This window comes from Paenibacillus sp. RC67, assembly GCF_030020805.1.
In the GTDB taxonomy this organism is placed as follows: domain Bacteria; phylum Bacillota; class Bacilli; order Paenibacillales; family NBRC-103111; genus Paenibacillus_S.
In genome coordinates, this window is record NZ_CP125098.1 from 6,679,000 (window position 1) to 6,692,456 (window position 13,457).

Genomic DNA, 13,457 nt, shown 5'->3' on the forward strand with positions numbered 1-13,457 from the left:
CTGCTTTATTGAATGCCCCTCCCTTTAGTACAATATCAATCCATATTGCTTACCCATAAAGGTTTATCCTCGCTTAACACTTGGGGAATGAGTTCTTGCACAAGATAGGGTGAGACATCATGCTGCTTAAGCTTCTCTAACGTAGGTTCCACCCAATAAAACTCAAGATGTGATTCTAGTGATTTGGGAGGAACATTCGCAGATAGCTCGTTACATCTGACTTCGAATAAATGGTTTATTTCGTGATAATTTTTTTCTTTCATTCCAAATTCAATGACTCCAAGAAACCGGATTACCTCACAAGCAGTCACGCATAGTTCCTCTTCTAACTCTCTTTTGAGGGCCGTTTGAGCACTTTCCCCAAGATCAACGCCACCTCCTGGTAAAAATGAATGAGCTCCTTTCATACGAGCGATCACAGTATGTGATTGTGATCAATAATTAAAGCTCGGGCAATATGTCTAAACTTTATAGTCATTTCATATACCTCCCTGATAAAATGTCCTGCATCCCACACTAATAAATATCTACTTAATTCACCATATCCTTCAACATTTTATTGCTAATAGCTCCTCTTAACAAAGCAAAGGCTACCGATCTCCACGTCGGCAGCCTCTATTTTTAGGAGAGAACGTTGCGAGATTCACTTACTCTACAATCATCCAACTATTGGTTAGCTGTGCAGGCCCGCTTCCAGACGAGGACGCTGACGATAGGGACCGATCGGGATCTGGATCAGACTGGTTTTTCCTTGCTCATTCAATCGGTATAGATCATCACAAATAGCCGGATTAAACCCAAGCAAAGGCCGCCCCCCCATTCCGATCGCCGACGCCGCTAGCAACAGTCTTTGTACAAGCATTCCCGCTTCCATCTGCTGAATTCGGTATCCCCGCAGCCCTAGTGCGGATTTGTGATAATCACGGTCACCAACCACATGCACACAGATCGGTACTTGAAACAAATTGACGTTATCTATAGACATTCCGCTCTGCAATCGCGGCCGATGATCACCTGGAGCTACCCTGCGCATCAAATGGGCAGAGCTGTCATAGCGATAAGCGCCGTCCGGAATGCCTTCAACATGATACAAACAACAGTACAGCGAAAGACGAGATGCGGCATTTTCATTGGGACCTAACAAATCATCGTCATGCGTTAAGGATGCCGTCGCCTCTTGAAACAGCGCTGCCACGTCCGACTGCGTCACTTTCCTCAAAACAAAATCCGACTCTGGCGAATACCGCTTTTGACAAATCGAAGCCAGATCATGGGTCAAATGGTCCACGAGGGGCATATATGCCACCTGTACTCCGCTTTCTACAGGTCTGACCGCACTGGGATGCCCAAACGAACCTGCGGAATCCTGCATGGCGGCTTCGTTCATCCTGGTCAGCATCGGATATTCCTTAATGGTTCGTGATCGCACGTAATGTTCATGCCAAACAGCTGGAAGCTCCCGGCACAAGTCAACCGCGGAGCCTTCCCACTCTCCGTTCGCTTCATCACGGAACTGAGATTTCATGTGCTCCGCCGAAAGAGGGATCACGGCATACACACTCTCCTCTTGATCGGAGACCCCAAGCAGATGATTGACCGCCCGGTCCAGAAATTGAAAATAGACGCTGGATTCGTAACCGAACCGTCCTGCCACTTCAAGCATTTGACCTATCAATACACCGGAATCCAAACCTTGCAATCGATAAGCAAAGTTATGGTATTTATAAAAATTTTTCCAAAACATAACCGAAACAAATACGGTTGCAAAACAACCCGTTACATCGCTTCGGTTGCCCAGTGCCCGGGTCAGGTAAGAATCGAAATTCGCCTCACGGAGCAGTTCCAGCCGATGATGGGCGGCGTCGTAATGATACACTCCGGTCGGAGCTTCTTCAATCTTCAAGTATATATATAGCTCGTTCGGATATAACCCGCCGCCTGAAGGAACAAATCGTCGGTACATTTGGACAGGGGCAGCTGTATAGTCCCTGGCATTGTATGCAGGGAATTGGCTTATTCGGCTAACCCCATATACATACCATAGAAGATGACCGATGGTTGTCAGATCCGGATTGGGGGGCGATTCATGCCTATACAGCGACAACGGTATTTCCGGTGATAAAGAAATGACCGGCAAGCTGCGATATAGCTTATATGTAAGCGGCGCATCGTCCCAATCGACTTCCCAATCCGGCGGTTTGGAATCGTCAGTATTCGAATGAAGGCTGCTCAGGAATTTTTCCAGACTCATCTTCCTTCCTCCTTAGTCATTTAAGGGAACGGATGCGGATGCGGATTAAGCTGTTCCAAGAGCAACGGCTGCTTAACATAACCGAGTTGGGCCGGTACCTTTAACACTCTATCCAGATCTGCCACCCGAATGAGATGATGACCGAACGTCATCGGGAGCATTCCCGGAATCAGCACCTTTACACAGTGCAATCTATTGCGTTTTAACTCCGGAGTCGTCTGATCGACGACGATCACATCGAGATTCAATTGGCGGAACGCTTGAAGGACATCCTTCAAATCATCAGTCAAATCCGGATGCATTGGAGCCTGTTTGAATTCCTCTTGGAACGACCGCATAGGCCGGTTTTCCTCTAATAGGAATTGTAGACGCTCCTCTGCCTCATGTAAGCTGTAAAGCATAGAGTGATCTTCCATAGAGCGCACCAATAACGGGTCATGAAGCATTTGCCTATACTGTTCCTCGTTTTCCTCGAACTTTCCGTTCAGCGTCAGCATCATCCCCGATAATTCATGAATTGCACTCTTCGCTGCGCGAACTGGATCCGGATGCGCTCCTGCTGCGCAAATCAGATTTACCCCTTTGGGTTTCATGTTTTTGGCCACTGCCCACACGCTCGAAATTCCATTTTCCATTGTCGCGTTATACAAGTACACATCGAATCCGGCCACCATCTGCAAACGGTTGATCATGAGCTCCAGTTCCGTATCACCTGCGGAATGAGGATCAAGCCGAGGAAGGGGCAGCTGCGCGTACCAAGTCATCAGGAAAGCATCTCGCTCCACAACCTCCATGATGCCGTAAAATATAGCCTCCTCTAAGCTGCCTCCCAACGCACAGCCGTTGGACGTTTCATAGATAAATCCATTTCCGCAAGGCGAGCTGTAATAAGCAAGCTGCTGCGGAACCAGAATTGGATTTTGCCGGCCAAACGAATAACCCCATAACCACTCCATCGGCTCATCAGGATCAAAGGGTCTGAAAGGAAAATGAGGCTGCTCATACTGTTCTTTCGAGTATAATCCTACTGTGGCGGGATCCAGCGCATGGTCGACCAGATTGCGGTAGCTATCGTGGATCATCGGCCTTTTGCCACGGGGAGCCATACCGCAGTATCTCTCCAAGCCCTCCATAATAGCCGTCATCTCGCTCTCCGCATAGGAATGCGTACGGCCTGCCGTTGGCTCATCCTGATCAAACAACGGAAGATTTACACTCACATCAGCAAAAGGGGAAACGAGATCCACCATTTTCCCATTCAAAAAGCCAGTCTTATAATCCAGATACTCTTTAACCAAAAAGCTCCCAAGCTCATCTAACGACCGGCTGCGGTAACTTTTCCCATTGATCTTAGGACTTGGTTGAAGCGAAATGCTTGCCCTCTCCGGCGTGTCTTCCAGCAAAGGGCTGCAAGCAGGACATAGCGGATCAGCAAGAAAGAAGTGGCTGGTGGCACTCAATGTTTTCATATCCATGAGAAGCATCCGCTCTTCCAACCGGGATCGTTTACCCTGAAGGACCTTCTGCGACTCTGTCACAAGCCATTGCGTCATTTGTAAAAGCCCTGTACCCGATGCCCAAGCGTCGTGAGGAATTCCCCCAGTCTCCGTCAGACGCTGCTCGAGCATCCACATTTCCTTGCGGTCACGTCCCGCCAAGAGATGCCGGGTGTCTGCACAGAGCGAGCATCCGGACACAGCTGGCCGTACGAGCGGTCCGACTACGCCTTCACCAAAGACAACGAAACCGCGCAGCCAAGGAATGCCAGCTTCTCGGAATCGTTCCTCCGCTTCCCGATGAACAGCAGGATGCCATGCATCGTGCAGCACCAAGGCGAAATTGACCGCTTCCGGAATTCCTCCCCTGAAATCACTTAAGCGGACAAGCTGGCATATGGCAGACAGCTCATTGCAGACAAAATCCGCCAATCTGCCTTCTCCAATAACAGCTACCCTAGTGTTCACCGAGACTCCCCCTCTCGCAGCAGCACTCCAAACACTCCTTTAAGTTCCTCTTTCAAGAACGGCTCTACCGCCAGATCTACAACGTAGAGCTGCTTGCCGTTCTTTTTTAAAATTTGTAAAGCTTCCTGTAAAGCTCCCGTTTGTGTGATTCCTTCACTCGATGGGATCACAAGGTCAACCATAGCCCCTTCTCCAAGTCGCACGGATGGAGCTTCTACCACTTGTGCCGCTGGGTAGTCGGAGTGATTCTGCACCTTCTGCAGCGCTGCTTTTAGCGCCTTCTGCAAAGCCGTTGTCTTATTTAATCCGATACTGCCATACCAACCATCCGCTGTACCGACCCAAACCGTAGGGAAACCCGATATTTCCTCACCCAGACCGATCACCGGTTCTCTTCCCATAGCAGTCAAAGCCTGCAAATAATACCGACATCTTGGTTCTTCCACTCTGCTTAACTGTACCTGTGTGGCAGATTGCCTCTGAACCTCCTGCGTCATAGCCATCTGTTGGGCTACATTGGCTTGTAATCCACGCAGTATGGCTTCTGCCGATGTTCTCCCTACACCAACACCCACAATTTCTTGCGTAGTCACAAGCTTACCAGCCAATCGGGATACATACGCTTCAATCCCTATCAATCCTGCTTCGCTCCGCGCTTCCTCATGCGTCAGACCGGTACCGATTTGCTCCGGCAGCAGTCCTGCAGGCCCCTCCGCTAACGGGTCAACCGACTGAACACGGCACTGGGAAAGCGGAAGCTGCCTCAAGCTGCCCTCTTCCCAAATATGGAGAATCCCTGAATGGGGTGAAGTCAATTGATTCAAATAGGCCAGCAAACGATTGGATGCATCACGGTCTGAGCTCCCTTCTTCCTTGTAAAGCTCAAGAGTAGAAGCTCTAACCGCTTGCGGCTCCGCAAACCCATGAACCAAAGGATGCGGTATAAAAGGATGCCAGCCTCCCTCCAACGTTTCCAGATCCAACAGAAAAAAAGAGTTTCTGAGTGCTGCTTCTCCGGTAGCGGATTTAAACAGCTCAAACACAATGACATTCGCAAGCATTGAGCCTGCGGTGGATGAGAAGTAATGCTGCTTAGGTTCCTTAAATACGGAGGACTGATGAACCCTGCGCCATGCTGATTCCCAGCATCCTTCCGACTCAGGATGTACAACCGGACCCGCCATTCCTGTCTGATGAAGACACATGGCCGGCAGCAGCATCTTCTTCTCTGCTCTGCAAGCCGAATGGAGTAGTCGGAACTCCTCTACTTCCCCCTCCTCAGAAACATACAGAATTGCTTGGAATGGCTGAATAACGTTTCTCCAACCGTCTGCTCCTTCTTCACGCAAAGGGATCTCCTTAAGAACCACCTCGGGGTCCGTAAGGCGGGCTTGCTCTGCTAATGCCTCAATCCGCTCTCGATTCGTCGGCGCAGAATTAGTTATCACCATGTTGATCCTCTGCAGTCCGGACTCCAATAAAGCAGAAATCAGTGCAACGAAGAACGGACCGGACCCAACCGCTAATACGCCGGCCTGCCGATAACTCTGAAACCGATAAGCTGCGGAATCACCGAAGCTTTCTAAAAAAGCTATTTGTGCAGCGTGCTTTTGAATAATCCCGCTCGTCAATTGATGAGGACGGTCTTTACTCACATCCCGTACCAAGCCTTTTTGATATAGGATGTTTGCAATTTCATACACCCTTTCACGATGCGGAGACGACAACCCGTTCGTCAAATCAGCCAATGTATGTTCTCCACTGAACATGGGGAACAGTTTTTCAATCCAACGATCGATCATCCCGCCTTCCATGCGGAATGTGCCTACGTTATTCCGGAAATACACACCGTCGTTCGATATAGGGAGGAAATACGTATCCTCCTTTACTTTCAGGCGGGCAGCAGGGGTTAAACTTGTCATTTCGCTCCTCCTAATGGTGTATTTTGCCAATTTATGGTACGTGGTTTCTATATTATATGTACATGAATTCGTCCCACATGCCTTGCCTGTAATGAATAAAACCCCTGACAACTTATCGTTGTCAGGGGCTGGCATTTCCTCCGCAAGTCGTTGCGGTTCAATTAAACGGGAATTAACGACAACGATGACCGCAACCTCCGCAGCGAAATCCACCACAACGGAAACCGCCACAGCGGAATCCACCGCAACCTCCACAGCCGCCGCAACCTCCGCAACCCCCGAACCCACCACAGCCGCCGAAACCTCCGCAGCCGCCGAACCCACCGCAAAATCCTACACAAAAGCCGCCAAAGCCAACACATAGCCTTGCTGGATCCACCTCTACACCAACGGGAAACTGCCCCGTCGCGTACTGGTCTTGTTGGTTCCAAGGCGTCATCTCACTGGACTGAAATTGGGAAACGCTCAATTGTTGAAGATCATTTTGAAATTCATTCATTTGTAAAAACCTCCAATAGTTTTTTTCTGATAACCAATGTGGGTACATTTAGGTAAGATCGAACTGTTCTGAACATAATTCCAATCTATGGAGTATCTCCGCATTTGTTACTGAATCAAACGCCCATTTATTGGGCATTTGTACCAAAACAAGCTGTTTCGGCTTGGTCATACGGGAAGGATCAAGGATTGGATGCCGCTGCACGCGCAGAGTTCCAATGCTTTTATCGGATAAAAAAAGATGATCCCTAATAAGTTCAGGAACCATCTAAAACACGCTCGTTAGTCAAATGCGGCTCGCGAGAGTACTATTCAATTTCAAACTCAGCAATCAATGTCTGCTTTAATTCACTGATTTCCAGAACAGTCACATTTTTTATAATTCGATATCTCCCCTTATCCAGATCATCTATTTTAATTTTCTGCTCGTAGCTTTTTCCAGGTTCTAGCCGGATGCCCTGCAATGTAAATTGTCTGAATATATTTGCATTCTCCCACTTGGATGTGGATGTATTGTATTTTTGCAATTTGTAGGGCAAGCCTGTAAGAAGGACGGTAGGACCCTGATTCGTTATTTTTAGCTTTAGTTGATCCTGATTGGTGTAGCTATGCTTATTCAAGGTTATAGACGACTTAATTTCTTGTTTCGGAACGTGGATAGGCGCCAATAATGTATCTTCAATTTCATAATTGTCTTCAATTCCATAATTTGGACTTAGAACTTCAATACTAAGCAAATATAATGCATCCTGCTCCTCAGGTAATTTCGTTGAATAACGAATCTGCTTTGAAACGTCACTACTCGTCGATTGTTCATCTATGATTGAGAGTGTTTTGTATTCTTTGTTTAATTTGGATAACCGGAACCGGACTTTTTGGTTTGCTGGATTATCATTCAGTAGCACATAGACAGGGTCTCCGGGCCTCATAACTCCCCCTGACATGGAATAACCAATATGTCCTCCTTTCGCACTACGAAACCATTGTCCTGATGGTGACCCATAACCCGTTTTTTTATCTAAATCCTCACCAAAATTAACAGGTAAAATAAACGGAGGATTATTTTCAAAATTGGGGTATTGTTTTAAGAAGGACACATCTGTAGATGCCAATGCAGCACATACTAAGAGAACTAACATGGCTTGCAATTCAAACGCCTCCTTTGGTTTGATTTCGCTTTCGAAATAGTATAATAAATAGAAGAATAGGAGGAGATCATTTTGAGCAGAAAACAAGTTTTTACAGGCTCCCCTTGGGAACCCGTTGTCGGTTATTGCCGTGCCATTCGTGTAGGCAATCGAATTGAAGTGGCAGGAACCACCGCCATGAAAGATGGAGAAGTTATAGGAGTCGGGAATCCTTATGAACAAACCAAGTTTATATTGCAAACGATCGAGATGGCCCTAGCAGAATTAGGCGCGGATTTGACCCACGTAGTGAGAACAAGAATGTTCGTTACAGACATATCCCGGTGGGAGGAAATCGGAAAAGCGCATGGCGAGTTTTTCAGAGATATTCAGCCTGTAGCTACGATGGTAGAGGTCAAGGCTCTCATAGACCCGCAGTTAATGATAGAAATAGAGGTCGAGGCTGTCCTGGAATCATTGGATTAAGAACGATTCAACAAATGAATGGAACAAAGCTTCAGCAAAGTATCCTCCATTCGATTTAGCTTTTCTGAGAGCTGTTGAAATTGATGCAGCCTTTTCTGAGCAGCTTCAAGTGAGCCAACTTTGGCGGTATAACGGCCCAAGTGATGGATAAAGGAACCCATATACCTTAATTTAATAAGGTCAGGAATCATGCATATCTCATCGTTGGTTAACGAAGCGTGCTCACTATATCCAGAAATAAAGCTTTCTGCATAGTTAGAGAATGAGCTCTCCTCATGGGCATACGACATTAATCCGACCGCGAGTTCCATCGCTCTTACATCCGGAGAGCAAAATTCAAAGTCCAATACCCCTGAGATGCGTCCGTCGTTCCATAGTAGGTTACTTAATGCAAGATCACCATGCACCAGTTGATGAGGCAGTCGGGAGAATGCCGGCTTCAGCTCCTCCATAGCTATAAGCTCTTTGAGCATAAAGTTGGCTGCCTCAACATCCTTCGTTTCCCAAGGCTGAGTTAAAATATCATGAAGCATTTCCTTAGACACGAGTGGATGAACCTCATGCAGATGATAGGAGCCACGATACGGCGGCTTTTCGGAAACCTGTACTGTGCTAAGGGCAAGTGAAAGCTCTCCTGCTGCCCGTCCGAACAAGTAAGCCTCCTCAGCTTGAGGGCGTTCTCCTGGAATGCAATGAAATAGTACGCCGATCTGTCCATTGCCCAATCGTGTAAGCAGTTGTCCGTCTTGATTATGTACAGGAACCGGGATTTCAAAGGATAAATCCTGCTGCTTCAATGCATTCAGCACCGCTAGCTCAAATAGAATCGGCTGTTCATCACGACGGTTATCATATATCCGGAACACGTAACGATCTTCTCCTGCGAACACATAACAAGTGGTGTTGTTAACGCCAAAGGAGACCGGCTTTGTCGATACGTCCTGACGCTCTTTAAAATAAGCGTTTCTGATTTCCACCTCTACAGTATGGAGCTTATCCACCTTGTTCAACTCCGTTTACTTAGTCTCCAGTTGTAATGGGAAAGGAGCTGTAGATCCGCTCCTGATCTTTCTCATCTAATGCCCAGCCTATTGCATTCAAATTATCCCGGATATGCTGAATATTCGCAGCCTTGGGGATTGTCACAACGCCCTCTTGGCGAAGGATCCAGTTTAAAGCAACTTGATGCGCCGTCTTTCCGTGCTTAGCTCCGATCTCCTCCAGAAGTGCTCTCTCCTCTGTTCCGACAGGGGGAAACCCTCGTTTGCCAAATACTTCGGGAGCATAACCGAACGGAGAATACCCCATGACGGTAATTCCATTACTTCGGCAATATGGAAGCACATCGTTCTCTATCGCTCTATCGTTCAAGTGATAGCCTACCTGATTGCATACTAACGGATGCTTGCCCAAAGCATTCTGGGCTTCCTTCATAAGCTCCGGACTAAAATTACTAACCCCTACATGCTTGACCCAGCCTCTCTCGACCAATTCAGCCATCGCGCTCATCGTCTCTGCGACCTCAAACTGTGGGCTTGGCCAATGCTGTAAATAAAGATCAATATAGGAGGTTTGCAGTCGCTCGAGGCTGGACTCCGCCGCTTGTAAAACCCCCTCGTATGAACAATGCTTGGAAGATACCTTCGTAACAAGAAATACATCCTTGCGTACGTCCTTAATAGCCTCTCCTACAATACGCTCAGAGCCGCCTTTGGCATATTCCTCTGCCGTATCAATCAGGGACATCCCATTTTCCAAACCAAGCCGTAAAGCTTCAATTTCTCTGTCGGCATGGCTTCTGTCTTCTCCAAACTTCCAGGTTCCTTGACCGATCACGGGAATTTGCACATTTGTCATGCCTAATCTGCGGTAGAACATCTAGCCTCATTCCTTTCAGTGATTTATTACCCCTCTGTACGTTTGCAACTATATGTATCTATGCCAAAGAACCGAAAGCTACTGCTTTATTAAACCTGAATGTTTAACTCAAGCTTGTCGCCATTCGAGATCTCCCTACCCGTTCGGATAGCCGATTCACAAGCAATGTAGCAGTACTTAACTCGTGCGAATAACTTCTCCGTCTCATTTGTATGCTTGCTTGGTATCCGCATTGATCTCTTCTCTATACTCAAGGCCGTCGACCGCTGCATAATCCACATTCATTTTCCCGATCCGATGAATAATCATGGGCCATTCCACATCGGTCATCATGTCTTTGGAATGCTGCAAAATAAGCTCGGCGCTTCGCCTCGAAAATCCGCAAGAACCTGCGGTAACATCCGCTTCCTTCCCAAGCTCTAACGAAAACAGAGTGTTCGTTATATTTTCCGTCATGATCCATCCAACCGGATGGGTGTGGAATGCTTTCTCCGTTCTGCCCAAAATAAGATAATCGTGGTTCGGAAGCTCCCCGTTAACCACTCTGCTCAATTCATCTCTATAGCTGTCTATCCAAGTTAATAATCGATCCCAATCACAGTAATGAAAGAAGTCGTTATCGCCCTCCAAGCCGAATCTTACAACCTCTCTTCTTGCATGTGCAGATCCTTTTTTAGGAATGATCCTCGTATGGATCCCCCATGCTTCCAGCTCCTGAGCAATCCTGGTATCGCTTTCATCACTTATCGTAATGAAAATGTCCTTGTATATCGTTTGGATTTGTCCTCCATGCTTACGAATAAGATCAAGATTATCCCCATTGGGATCATGAGTAGGGCAGACCAATGCGACGTTGTTCATTTGCCGTACCTCGTTTCCTCTTTTTCTTCCTACAGGAATCATTGAAGGTGCTCCTTGCTGCTATATAGTTCTATAATCATTTTACAAATTAATCCAGAAGGGAGGCAAGTTTATTTTTTATTATAGGCAAACTCCCCTAGAGCAAGGTTCCACATAGAAGCCACAACAACAAAAAAAGAGCCACCAAACGCTTAGTCGCTCTATTCGGGTATCGTCAACTTTCCGGAAGCAGCAGGATTCTTTCCTTCACTTGAGAGTCGGGCTCTGGATATTGCAGCGGAAGCTTTTTCAACTCTTCGACAATGATGCTCAATACCAGATAATCCCGATACCAGCGATGGTTAGAAGGTATAATATGCCACGGAGCATTCTTGAAGCTGCAATTCTGGAACACATCCTCATAAGCCTTTTCGTAGGACTCCCAGAACTTGCGCTCTAGCAGATCATCGGGATCGAACTTCCAGGTTTTAGAAGGGTCCTTCAATCTTTGTTCGATTTTGGAGATCTGAAAGGATTTGGATATATGAAGAAATAGTTTAATGACTATGGTGTCATGATCGGTCAGCAGCTTTTCAAAATGCTTAATGTGTTTAAAGCGCTGTTCAGCCTCTTCATCTTCGACCTGTTCGTGAACGCGGGTGATAAGCACCTCCTCGTAGTAAGAACGATTAAAGGCCGTTATATAGCCGCGGGCAGGCACTTCCTTGTGGGTTCTCCACAGAAAATCATGAGCCGCTTCATCCATGGTCGGCTTTTTGAAGGAGGTCGCCTTAAAGCCTTGCGGATTCACACCGGACAGCACCTTTTTGATGACACCGTCCTTACCGCTGCAATCCATTCCCTGGAAGATTATAAGCACCGAATATTTCTTCTGAGCGAATAAAATATCCTGCAGCTGCTGCAGCTCCTCCTTCAGCTTCTCCACCGCTTCGGCAACCTCTTCTTTACCAGAGAAAGAGCCGGTATCCTCGGGATCGAATTGACTTAACTTTTTCTTCTTTCCGCTGGGCCATACATAGTTTTTCAGCATAAGATCAGCCTCCTGAAGTGTCCTGGGTTATATTGGATTCTATAGCATATCTCAAACCTATGTTGCAGCTAATCACTATGATGACTTTTACCCTCACGGATGTATATACGAAAACGGTTTACGGCACTAATTTGTCGTAGCCCTTCGGATCAAGAAGCTTGGGATCAAAGCCGGTTTGCTTGATTGCCTCGCCTTTAATAGATGAATTGCAGGATTTGCATACGTAATATTTCGTTTGCTTGGTTTTAATCTTGGCGTACTGCGGGTCGCTATGCTCCAAAGTGAATTTACCGTTGCAATTAAAGCATTGAACCTCCAGGGACATAGAAATACCTCCTTCGTCAATTACGGCACTCTCTTATTATCCCATATTATTCCAACGATTAGTGTGACTAATTATTGAATTGTCCATAAAACAGTAAACCGGAGCGTCCCTCGTTGGAACAGCTCCGTTACACATTAGCTAGCCTAGACGTACAGGTATTCCCTGCTCAGCGGATTGAAGTGCGGCTACAGCAATCGCCTGTGATTTGACCGCGTCCTCATAGGAGGACAATATACCGCTAGTATCGCCAGTCCTTACGGCATGAAGAAACGCTTCATGTGCACGAACATAAGGATTGTTTTGATTTTTGTATTCACACACCGTCGTCTTTCCTGTATCTTTGAGGCCTCCGCTCGTCAGCTCCATAATGCCTTGATCCGTATACAGATGCAGACCTGTCGGACCTCCTACAGGCAGCATGCACGTATTTGAGATTGTAGCTACCGCTCCGCTAGCCAGCTTGATCGTGACTGTCCCGACATCCGGAGTCGTTACACCCTCTTCCATCGTGTGCATCAAGCGGCTCCCGTAAGCCGCGTATACTTCGATGGCCTCGCCCATCACATAGCGCATCAGATCGACGATATGCGTAGTCTGCTCGATGAACTGTCCGCCGGAGCCGTCCTGCTTGCGCCACCAAGCGACACGAGGCATACCGCCCATCCAATAGCCCAGCCCCATCCCGATCGTACGGTCTGCCAGCGCCGCCAGTGCTCTCTGTGTTGATTCCATATAGCGGAAATGATACCCGACGGACGTAATGAGCTTTTTCTCCTGAACCGCTTGAAGGATGGACGTTGGCAGCTCCAAATCTAGCCCTACTGGCTTCTCAACGAAAAAGGGAATGCCCCGCTCGATCAGAGCGCGCTCTACTTCTCCATGAGCCATCGGAGGTACGCAGATGTAAACAGCGTCCAAAGACGTTTCATCCAGCATTCTATGAATGCTATCATAACCTGTAGCTCCATCCCACTCTGCGGCTAACCGATCCGCCTTCTCCTGGCTCGTCGCACAGAAGGCCCGAACTTGCACTCCATCCATTTTAGCTAACAAGTTACAGTGAAATTTCGTAAAGCCCCCGGTTCCGACAAATCCGATTTGCAGTGTCATCGATT

The 13,457-nt window shown here is 47.3% G+C and carries 13 protein-coding genes; 1 reads left to right on the plus strand and 12 read right to left on the minus strand.

What is annotated here, in order from left to right:
* Window positions 1–35: 35 nt before the first annotated feature.
* The 6 genes from QMA13_RS30270 to QMA13_RS30295 form a co-directional block, all read right to left on the minus strand.
* Entirely contained in the window at window positions 36–419 is a 384-nt protein-coding gene (locus QMA13_RS30270; protein ID WP_282937359.1) for an NUDIX domain-containing protein, read from the minus strand.
* A 254-nt stretch (window positions 420–673) separates the two neighbouring features.
* Window positions 674–2,251 carry a SagB family peptide dehydrogenase gene (locus tag QMA13_RS30275; RefSeq protein WP_282937360.1) on the minus strand — a complete coding sequence of 526 codons (1,578 nt, stop codon included), beginning with the start codon at window positions 2,249–2,251 and terminating at the stop codon, window positions 674–676.
* A gap of 20 nt (window positions 2,252–2,271) precedes the next feature.
* Window positions 2,272–4,215, minus strand: coding sequence for a TOMM precursor leader peptide-binding protein (locus QMA13_RS30280; RefSeq protein WP_282937361.1), 1,944 nt, complete (start codon window positions 4,213–4,215; stop codon window positions 2,272–2,274).
* On the minus strand, window positions 4,212–6,137 hold the full coding sequence (locus QMA13_RS30285) for a putative thiazole-containing bacteriocin maturation protein (RefSeq protein ID WP_282937362.1): 1,926 nt from the start codon (window positions 6,135–6,137) through the stop codon (window positions 4,212–4,214). The genes QMA13_RS30280 and QMA13_RS30285 overlap by 4 nt, the downstream gene beginning before the upstream one ends.
* A gap of 172 nt (window positions 6,138–6,309) precedes the next feature.
* Window positions 6,310–6,636, minus strand: a complete 327-nt coding sequence (locus QMA13_RS30290) for a heterocycloanthracin/sonorensin family bacteriocin (RefSeq protein WP_282937363.1) — start codon at window positions 6,634–6,636, stop codon at window positions 6,310–6,312.
* A 307-nt stretch (window positions 6,637–6,943) separates the two neighbouring features.
* Window positions 6,944–7,774, minus strand: coding sequence for an immunoglobulin-like domain-containing protein (locus QMA13_RS30295; RefSeq protein WP_349254240.1), 831 nt, complete (start codon window positions 7,772–7,774; stop codon window positions 6,944–6,946).
* A gap of 81 nt (window positions 7,775–7,855) precedes the next feature.
* Here QMA13_RS30295 and QMA13_RS30300 point away from each other — a divergent pair, with 81 nt between their 5' ends.
* Complete coding sequence (locus QMA13_RS30300; protein ID WP_282937365.1) at window positions 7,856–8,248, plus strand: RidA family protein; 393 nt, start codon at window positions 7,856–7,858, stop codon at window positions 8,246–8,248.
* On the opposite strand, the gene QMA13_RS30305 is transcribed toward QMA13_RS30300, so the two are convergent.
* From QMA13_RS30305 to QMA13_RS30330, 6 genes are all read right to left on the minus strand, one after another.
* Window positions 8,245–9,249, minus strand: coding sequence for a phosphotransferase (locus QMA13_RS30305; protein ID WP_282937366.1), 1,005 nt, complete (start codon window positions 9,247–9,249; stop codon window positions 8,245–8,247). The genes QMA13_RS30300 and QMA13_RS30305 overlap by 4 nt on opposite strands.
* A 19-nt stretch (window positions 9,250–9,268) precedes the next feature.
* Complete coding sequence (locus tag QMA13_RS30310; protein WP_282937367.1) at window positions 9,269–10,105, minus strand: aldo/keto reductase; 837 nt, start codon at window positions 10,103–10,105, stop codon at window positions 9,269–9,271.
* A 225-nt stretch (window positions 10,106–10,330) separates the two neighbouring features.
* Window positions 10,331–10,987 (minus strand): hypothetical protein, encoded by a 657-nt coding sequence (locus tag QMA13_RS30315; RefSeq protein WP_282937368.1) that lies wholly within the window; start codon window positions 10,985–10,987, stop codon window positions 10,331–10,333.
* Between the two features lie 214 nt (window positions 10,988–11,201).
* On the minus strand, window positions 11,202–12,017 hold the full coding sequence (locus QMA13_RS30320; RefSeq protein ID WP_282937369.1) for a PPK2 family polyphosphate kinase: 816 nt from the start codon (window positions 12,015–12,017) through the stop codon (window positions 11,202–11,204).
* A gap of 118 nt (window positions 12,018–12,135) precedes the next feature.
* Window positions 12,136–12,342, minus strand: a complete 207-nt coding sequence (locus QMA13_RS30325) for a DUF2197 domain-containing protein (protein WP_282937370.1) — start codon at window positions 12,340–12,342, stop codon at window positions 12,136–12,138.
* A 138-nt stretch (window positions 12,343–12,480) separates the two neighbouring features.
* Complete coding sequence (locus tag QMA13_RS30330) at window positions 12,481–13,452, minus strand: Gfo/Idh/MocA family protein (protein WP_282937371.1); 972 nt, start codon at window positions 13,450–13,452, stop codon at window positions 12,481–12,483.
* Between the last annotated feature and the right edge of the window lie 5 nt (window positions 13,453–13,457).

What these genes read in the sequence shown, in the direction of transcription:
- QMA13_RS30285 (WP_282937362.1), bottom strand. Translation starts at nt 6,137, where the DNA reads ATGACAAGTTTAACCCCTGCTGCCCGCCTGAAAGTAAAGGAGGATACG.
- QMA13_RS30320 (WP_282937369.1), bottom strand. Translation starts at nt 12,017, where the DNA reads ATGCTGAAAAACTATGTATGGCCCAGCGGAAAGAAGAAAAAGTTAAGT.
- QMA13_RS30315 (WP_282937368.1), bottom strand. Translation starts at nt 10,987, where the DNA reads ATGAACAACGTCGCATTGGTCTGCCCTACTCATGATCCCAATGGGGAT.
- QMA13_RS30275 (WP_282937360.1), bottom strand. Translation starts at nt 2,251, where the DNA reads ATGAGTCTGGAAAAATTCCTGAGCAGCCTTCATTCGAATACTGACGAT.
- QMA13_RS30295 (WP_349254240.1), bottom strand. Translation starts at nt 7,774, where the DNA reads ATGTTAGTTCTCTTAGTATGTGCTGCATTGGCATCTACAGATGTGTCC.
- QMA13_RS30290 (WP_282937363.1), bottom strand. Translation starts at nt 6,636, where the DNA reads ATGAATGAATTTCAAAATGATCTTCAACAATTGAGCGTTTCCCAATTT.
- QMA13_RS30330 (WP_282937371.1), bottom strand. Translation starts at nt 13,452, where the DNA reads ATGACACTGCAAATCGGATTTGTCGGAACCGGGGGCTTTACGAAATTT.
- QMA13_RS30310 (WP_282937367.1), bottom strand. Translation starts at nt 10,105, where the DNA reads ATGACAAATGTGCAAATTCCCGTGATCGGTCAAGGAACCTGGAAGTTT.
- QMA13_RS30325 (WP_282937370.1), bottom strand. Translation starts at nt 12,342, where the DNA reads ATGTCCCTGGAGGTTCAATGCTTTAATTGCAACGGTAAATTCACTTTG.